The sequence below is a fragment of the Promicromonospora kroppenstedtii DSM 19349 genome (assembly GCF_000515355.1).
In the GTDB taxonomy this organism is placed as follows: Bacteria; Actinomycetota; Actinomycetes; order Actinomycetales; family Cellulomonadaceae; genus Promicromonospora; species Promicromonospora kroppenstedtii.
In genome coordinates, this window is the sequence record NZ_KI911644.1 from 26,985 (window position 1) to 34,044 (window position 7,060).

The 7,060-nt window shown below is 71.4% G+C and carries 8 protein-coding genes; 4 read left to right on the forward strand and 4 right to left on the reverse strand.

The window, feature by feature from the left end:
* Both PROKR_RS09080 and PROKR_RS09085 read right to left on the reverse strand, forming a co-directional pair.
* Positions 1 to 351 (reverse strand): TetR/AcrR family transcriptional regulator (locus tag PROKR_RS09080; protein ID WP_036962387.1); only part of this gene is annotated, 351 nt, incomplete at its 3' end.
* A gap of 119 nt (positions 352 to 470) precedes the next feature.
* Positions 471 to 2,267 (reverse strand): discoidin domain-containing protein, encoded by a 1,797-nt coding sequence (locus PROKR_RS09085; protein WP_036962305.1) that lies wholly within the window; start codon positions 2,265 to 2,267, stop codon positions 471 to 473.
* 226 nt (positions 2,268 to 2,493) lie between these two features.
* On the opposite strand from PROKR_RS09085, the gene PROKR_RS09090 reads away from it, so the two are divergent.
* From PROKR_RS09090 to PROKR_RS09105, 4 genes are all read left to right on the forward strand, one after another.
* Entirely contained in the window at positions 2,494 to 3,039 is a 546-nt protein-coding gene (locus PROKR_RS09090; RefSeq protein WP_036962307.1) for a GNAT family N-acetyltransferase, read from the forward strand.
* Positions 3,040 to 3,154: 115 nt separating this feature from the next.
* Positions 3,155 to 3,481: a hypothetical protein gene (locus PROKR_RS09095; RefSeq protein ID WP_157601979.1), complete on the forward strand. Its 327-nt coding sequence runs from the start codon at positions 3,155 to 3,157 to the stop codon at positions 3,479 to 3,481.
* Positions 3,482 to 3,655: 174 nt separating this feature from the next.
* Entirely contained in the window at positions 3,656 to 4,582 is a 927-nt protein-coding gene (locus tag PROKR_RS37830) for a cold-shock protein (protein WP_036962310.1), read from the forward strand.
* 62 nt (positions 4,583 to 4,644) lie between these two features.
* Complete coding sequence (locus PROKR_RS09105) at positions 4,645 to 4,839, forward strand: hypothetical protein (RefSeq protein WP_036962312.1); 195 nt, start codon at positions 4,645 to 4,647, stop codon at positions 4,837 to 4,839.
* On the opposite strand, the gene PROKR_RS09110 is transcribed toward PROKR_RS09105, so the two are convergent.
* Together PROKR_RS09110 and PROKR_RS09115 are read right to left on the reverse strand one after the other, a co-directional pair.
* Entirely contained in the window at positions 4,814 to 5,917 is a 1,104-nt protein-coding gene (locus tag PROKR_RS09110) for a hypothetical protein (RefSeq protein ID WP_036962314.1), read from the reverse strand. The genes PROKR_RS09105 and PROKR_RS09110 overlap by 26 nt on opposite strands.
* A 72-nt stretch (positions 5,918 to 5,989) precedes the next feature.
* Positions 5,990 to 6,922, reverse strand: coding sequence for an aldo/keto reductase (locus tag PROKR_RS09115; RefSeq protein WP_036962315.1), 933 nt, complete (start codon positions 6,920 to 6,922; stop codon positions 5,990 to 5,992).
* Positions 6,923 to 7,060: the final 138 nt, after the last annotated feature.

The following is a 7,060-nucleotide window of genomic DNA, read 5'->3' on the forward strand; positions in this document are numbered from 1 at the left end:
GGCGGCCCGCAGGGACGGCTCGCGCGCGACGAGCGCGACCCGGCGCCGGGCCGTGGCGTCCTCTGTCGGAGTGATGTCCCCGAGCGCGGCGAGCAGACCGGCCCGGACCCGTTCCAGGGGTGGCAGCGCGGTCGGTTGCGCGCCGACGGCCTGGGCGATCAGCGGGTCGTACGGGTCGGTGACCAGCACCGCGTCCTTGGTCGGGAAGTGCCGGAAGAACGTCATCGGCGTGATGCCGGCGGCCTCGGCGATCTGGTTCACCGTGGTCGAGCCGTAGCCCTGACGCTCGAACAGGTCGAGCGCCACGTCGAGGATCCGAGCGCGGGTGCGGAGCGTCCGAGGGGTGACCATCCCTGAATGTTAGTGACTAACATTCAGGGATGGCAAGCACCGGCCAGGTCCACCCGGTGGCGTTTCCGAGGCCGCACCGCGCCGCACCCCGCGCAGGGGACGAGCGGCCGCTGACGCCGTCAGTGCCGGGCGTTCACCGTCTCCAGCGCGTCCCGGTACCGCTCGACGTCGGACCTCGTCGTGTCCACGCCGAGACGCACGGCCTCGACAGCTCGCAGCAGGTCGCCCACCGTGCTGCCCCCGACGACCGGGTCCTCCAGGGAGACCGAACCCGCCGCCACGTTGAGCCACACGGCGAGCAGCTGCCGGTCGAGGACGTCGACCGGCTCGTCGTGGTGGCGCGACCACAGGACCTGGACGGCGTCGTCCAGCGTGGTCAGGTCGACCACCTCGTCGAACACGTCGCTCTGTGCGCGCGTGGTCGACAGGAGGCACACCAGCTCGTCGACCGTGTGGTCCGGGTGCTCGACCTGCCGGTACTCCGACGTCCAGTACCCGGCGCCGCGGGCCACGGGCTCCGGCGTCGGCTGCCCGCTCGGCGTGCCGTAGATCTCGAGCTCGTAGAGGGAGAAGCCCCACTGCGTGGCGCGCTCCGTGGCGTAGAGGCGCACGTGCCGCGCCGTGCCCGAGACGTCGAGGTCGTCGAAGTGACCGTCACCGTCGGTGACGGTGCGCACCGTGGTCCAGGTCTCGCCGTCGGGCGAGGTCTGGATCTCGTATCCCGACGCGTACGCGGTCTCCCAGTCGATCACGACGCGGCTGAGGTCGTGGTCGGCGCCGAGGTCCACCGCGATCCACTCCGGCTCGCTCCACGCGCTGCCCCACCGGGTACTCGCGTTGCCGTCCACCGCCATCTCGCCGGTGCGGGTGGGGTCGTCGATGCTGGACGTCGTGACCGGCCGGCCCAGCGCCAGCGACTCGCCGTGGTCGGCCTCGCACTCGTCACCGGCCCCACCCTCGGCCAGGTAGCAGCGCAGGTACCGGTAGGACTCCGCGGAGGTCTCGAACGACGGCGCGTCGTCCCACTCGTAGGTGTAGTACGCCACGTACGGCTCGGACGCCGCGATGATCGCCGGGAGGTCGAGCTCGCCGGTGCCGAGGGCGACCTGCCGCATGTCGCCGTCGGCGTCGACGTTCACGGCGTCCTTGACGTGAAGGAGCTCGATGCGGTCCCCGTACTCCTCGATCCACGCGGGGACGTCGATGCCGGCGTCCGCGGCCCAGCCGACGTCGAGCTGGAACGTGACGTAGCGCGGGTCGGTGTTCTCCTCGATGACCTGCCACGCGCTGACCATCTCCCCGGTCTCCGGGTCGGGGTAGCGCGTGGTGAACTCGCTCTGGTGGTTGTGCAGCACGATCTTGTTCGCGCCGTTCTCGTGCGCGTACTCACCGAGCCGGTTCACGTACGCGGCGGTCGCCAGCGCCTCCTCGTAGGTGCCGTAGCTCCCCGCCATCCCGCCGGTCCCGATGTAGTCCTGGCCCAGGGCGACGGCGTAGGCGACGGTCTCGGGCCACGTGTCCCAGTCGGTGCTGCCGTGGCTGGAGGACACCTCGAGACCGTGCCGGTCGAGGATCGCCTGGTAGTCGCCGACCGGCATCGAGTAGGGCTGGCTGAACGGCTCGACGTTGGTGAAGCCGGCGCCGGCCACCTCGCCGAGCACCCGGTCGATCGTCTCGGGGGACGGTGTCCCGGACCCGAGCTCACCGACGTGCGTGTAGAGCTGGATCGAGATCTTGGAGTCCGGCAGCCCGTCGTCAGGTCCACAGGCTTCGGCCGACGTGGTGCCCGGCGCACGGGCCGGGACGTCCGCGGGGGCAGCGACTGCCGGGGTGGCGACGAGCGTGCCCGCGAGGAGTGCACCGCCCGCCAGCACCGCGCCGAGGCGTCGCGCGCGAGACGCGTGTGAGATCTGCATGGAGCTCCCCTTTTGACGACCTTGTCATTTATGGCGACAACCATGCGACTTCTGCCGCCACGTTTGCAAAAGCAGTCTGAGGGCCGGTCGATACCGTGTCAAGGGTGGGCGAATCTCCCGGCAAGACCGAGAATCTCACCACGCTCGGTCCGAAGCTGCGAGCGGCGGACCGAGCCTCCATGAAATCGCGTTGACCTCAGGCCAGGGTTCCGTCGAGGGTGTCGGGATGCTGATCAGACAGGAACGTCCGTCCGACATTCCGGCGATCCGGGCGGTCACCGCGGCGGCCTTCGGAGAGGTCGAGCACGCCGCGCCGCCGGTCGAGCCCGACGGGGTGCCCGGGGAGGCCACCCTGGTCGGGTGGCTGCGCGAGGACCCAGGTTGGGTCCAGGAGCTGTCCTTCGTCGCCGAGTCGGAGCCTCCCGGACCAGAGGTGGTGGGACATGTGCTCGCCACCCGCGGCCAGCTTGCCGGCCGGCCGGCGCTCGGACTCGGACCGCTCAGCGTCCATCCCGCGCACCAGGGCCGCGGGGTCGGCTCCGCCTTGATGCACACGCTCCTCGGCGCGGCCGAGGCGATGCGCGAACCGGTGGTGGTGCTGCTCGGCGAGCCGGCCCTCTACCGCCGGTTCGGGTTCGTTCCTGCGAGCGATCTCGGGATCGAGGCACCCGACCCGGCGTGGGGCAGCTACTTCCAGGCGCGCCCGCTCAGCGCGTGGCGGGACGAGTACTCGGGGCACTTCCGCTACGCCGCACCGTTCGACCGGCTCTGACCCGACGGCGGGCTCGCTCTCGCCGCCCTGGGCGATCTCGAACCGCGCTCCCCGGAAGTTTTGGCGGAGGAGCCATAAGATCGATCAGATGTGGCGTCAGCCCATCCGCAGGTGCATGACAGGAGACAGCACGATGACCGTGGACGCTCGATACGAAGCCCTGAAGACCACTCTCCAGCAGGACCCCGACCTGGACGTCGTCGTGCGCGAGGGAGCCCTCGTGGTCCGTCAGACGGCGTTCGCGTTCCTCGCGGGCAGCTCGCTCGCCGTCCGCCTGCCCGCCGCTCGTGCGGACGACCTGGTCAAGCGCGGCATCGCCGAGCTCCTCAGGCACGACCCCGGCGCCGACTGGGTGACCGTCTCGGAGTCCGAGGACTGGCCCGAGCTCGCCGCCGAGGCCCACGAGCTCGCCAGCGGCCACCAGCCCGGCAACAGGTCGTGACACGCCACCCCTCGAGCCAGGTTATTCGCTCGATGCGGAAGCCTCGGACCGCCTGACGCAGCCGGTACCAGCCCGAGAGCAGCCAGGCGTCGCCCGCACGGAGGCGCGGACGATCAGCCCGGTTCTGTCAGGGACACTGGAGGCAGCAATGTCCACCGAGACGAGGAGTCCGAGTTGCCGCAGGGAACTGTCCGATGGTTCGACGCCGACCGAGGGTTCGGGTTCATCGACCTCGGGAACGAGGCCGAGGACCTGTTCGTGCACGCGTCCGAGATCGTCGGCGACGACGGACCGAAGCAGCTCCGCGAGGGGCAAGCCGTCGAGTTCGAGGTGGGCGAAGGTGAGCGCGGCCCGCAGGCCCGCGGTGTCCGCGTCACGGGCGACCGGGCCGCCGACGCGCCCCTGGGCGTGCTCGGCACCGTCACCTGGTACGAGCCGGCCAAGGGATACGGCTTCGTCACGCCCGACGGCGGTAGCGCCGAGGTCTTCGTGCACAGCTCGGCCATCGTCGGGGGCGGTGTGATCGCGGAGGGGCAGCGGGTGGCGTTCCTCGTCGTCGACGGGGAGAAGGGGCCGCAGGCGGACCACCTCTTGCCGCTCGGTGCGGAGGCCGCACAGTCGGCGTCCGACGGCGGCGACGGCACGGTGTCCTGGTACGACGACACCAAGGGCTTCGGGTTCGTCGCTCCCGACTCGGGCGGCGAGGACGTCTTCGTCCACGTCAGCGGGCTCGGCCAAGGTCTGACCGAGCTGTCCGAGGGCGCCCGCGTGACGTATGACGTCGTCGACGGTGACAAGGGCCCGAATGCCCGCAACGTGCAGCTCGTGCGCGGCTCCAGGGGAGCGCGAGCTGCCACGGACCGGGGCCGGCCGAGCCGTCCCGCGGGATCGGGCGGGCCGCGCGGGGGCGAGGGCACCGTCACGCGCTACGACGCGGACCGCGGTTTCGGCTTCATCGCCCCCGATGCCGGGGGCGCGGACCTGTTCGTGCACGTGTCGGTCGTGCGGGGCGACGAGGTCCTGGAGGAGGGTGACCGGGTCCGGTTCAAGGTGCGCCAGAGCGACCGGGGACCGCAGGCCGACCGTGTCGAGCTGATCTGAGCTGAGCGCGACCCCTTCCTCCGTCGCGGAGGGAGGGGTTGTGTCGCACTAGCCTCGTACCCATGGACCAGACTCCCGAACGACGGCGCCGGGTCGACGGCGACGCCCTGATGCCCCTCGTTGCCGGGGCGGTCTCGGGTGTGATCGCGTACACGCTCGGCAGCGGCCTCTTCGTCGCCGCAGTCACCACGGTCGTGGTGGCCTGGATCGCCTTCGGCGGTATCACGCTGCTCAACCATCTCCGCAAGGGCCGCTAGCCGAACGCGACCCAGCGGCCCGCGCGTCCTGGAGGCATGCCGCGACCGTCCGTACGAACAGGAAGAGCCAGGTGAGCAGGAGGAAGAACCCGAGGAACTCGACGGCGGTCAGGTTGAAGTAGCCCACCGGCCACATCAGGAGCACCACGAGCGCGAAGACGCTCACGAAGAGGGACGACGTGACGAGGAACGTCCGCGGCAGGCGCGGCACCAGGTAGGGGGTGGCGACGATCAGCCCCGCGAACAGCACCGTCATGACCGACGCGATGACCGTGTGGAGCGCCTTGGCGACCTCGACCGTCACCCAGCCCAGTCCGACGAGCAGGACGGCCACCCCGATCAGCCAGGTGCGGAGCACCTCGAGCCGGCGCAGCTCCGCGGGCGTCGCCCAGGTGCGCAGGTCGCCGATCACGTAGTGGGTCAACGTCGTCATCGCGAGGCCCGCGAAGATCAGGGTGAGGTTGAACGCGTACGCCGAGAAGCCACCGCCGACGCCGAGCGCGCTGAAGTTGACCTGCCACCAGTGCGGGTCGTTGGCCGAGAGCATGCTCGCCAGGGCGCCGCTGACGAGGAACAGGGCGAGCAGGTTCGCGATCGCGATCGACGTCACCTCGACGGAGACCAGCGTGAGCACGTACGCGGCGACCGCGGCCGACAGCCCGACGAGGACGGCCGCCATCAGCGCGTCCAGCCGGAGCTCACGGAACGCCAGGTCGAACACCGCGAAGGCAGAGGCGGTCAGCAGCACGACGATGCCGGCTGCCGTGACCGTCAGCACGACGGCGTCGAAGCCGCGGCGCCACCTGCCAGCCCGTCTCCCGACCCCGCTGCCGAGGCGCGACAGCCGCGAGGACCGGACGTAGCCCGTGCAGAACGCCGCCGCCCCGGACCCACCCGAGGCGACGGCCGCGACGAGGCCGGCCGACACTCCCCCGAACAACGGCACCGTGTCCCCCGCGAACACCGCGATGCCCGCCACCAGGCTCACCGCCAGCGCGACCAGCGCGGAGAGCAGCGCGTGGTTCTCCGCCGCGACCGATCCGCGTGCGGGGCGCAGCCGCCGCTCACGTAACGACATCCTCGTTCCCTCCCGAGATCCGGACCCTACGCAGATCAACTGGGCTGCCGCCAGAAAGTTCCGGGCTCGTCGTCAGGCGTAGGCACTGTCGTCCACCGGCGACGGCGCCGGGCCGAGCGCCTCGAGCTCCGCCCACAGCTCCTCCGGGACCTGGGTCGCGACAAGCTCGTCCAGCTGTGCCCGCCGCCCCGGAGACACCACCCCCACGACGGTCGAGTCGATCAGCGGCGACCGCAGGGAGTAGTGCAGCGCGACAGCGGGCAGGGCGACGCCGTGGGCGTCGCACACCTCCGCCAGGCGCCGCGTCCACGCGAGGAGGTCGGCGCCCGCGGGCTGGTAGTTGTAGACGGCGCCCTCGTGCGGGCCCTTCGCGAGCAGGCCCGAGCCGAACGGCGCGGCGTTGAACACCGTCATCCCCCGCCCCTTCGCGTCTGCGAACACCGGCGCCGCCGACTGGTCGATCACCGTGAAGCGGTTGTGGATCAGCACGGCGTCGAACAGGCCGGTCCCGACGTACCTGGCCATCAGCGGCACCGGCGCGGCGGCGACGCCGATCGCGCCGACCTGCCCCGACTCGCGCAGCTCGAGGAGCCCCGCGACCGCGCCGCCCGGGCCGACCGCCTCCTCGAACGTCACCGAGTACGGGTCGTGCAGGTGCAGCAGCGGCAGCCGCTCGACACCGAGCCGCGCCGTCGTCTCCTCGAACGACCGCAGCACGCGGTCGCGGTCGAACGCGCGCGTCTCGGGGTCGGGGTCGACCTTCGAGACGACGCGGGCGGCGGCGTCCGGTCCAAGGCGCTCCATGGCCAGGCCGAGCACGGCCTCCGACCTGCCGCCGGAGTAGTTGTTCGACGTGTCGAGGTAGGCATGTTCGCTGCCGAACAGGTCGAGCGCAACCTCGACCGCGGCATCCTCGCCCCGGGACCCCGGCTCCGTGTCCCGGCCCAGGCCTGACGTGCCGAGCGTGACCGGACTGACGTTCATCGTGCTTCTCTCCTGCGTCATCGGGCTCTCCTCATGATCGGTGTACGGCAAAGTCTGTCCGACGACGGGCGCACGATGCCGCCGGACGCACGAGGCGCCCGCCCCGGAGAACCAGGGCGGGCGCCTCGTCATTGCCGGGGCCCGGGAGGCAGGGGTGCG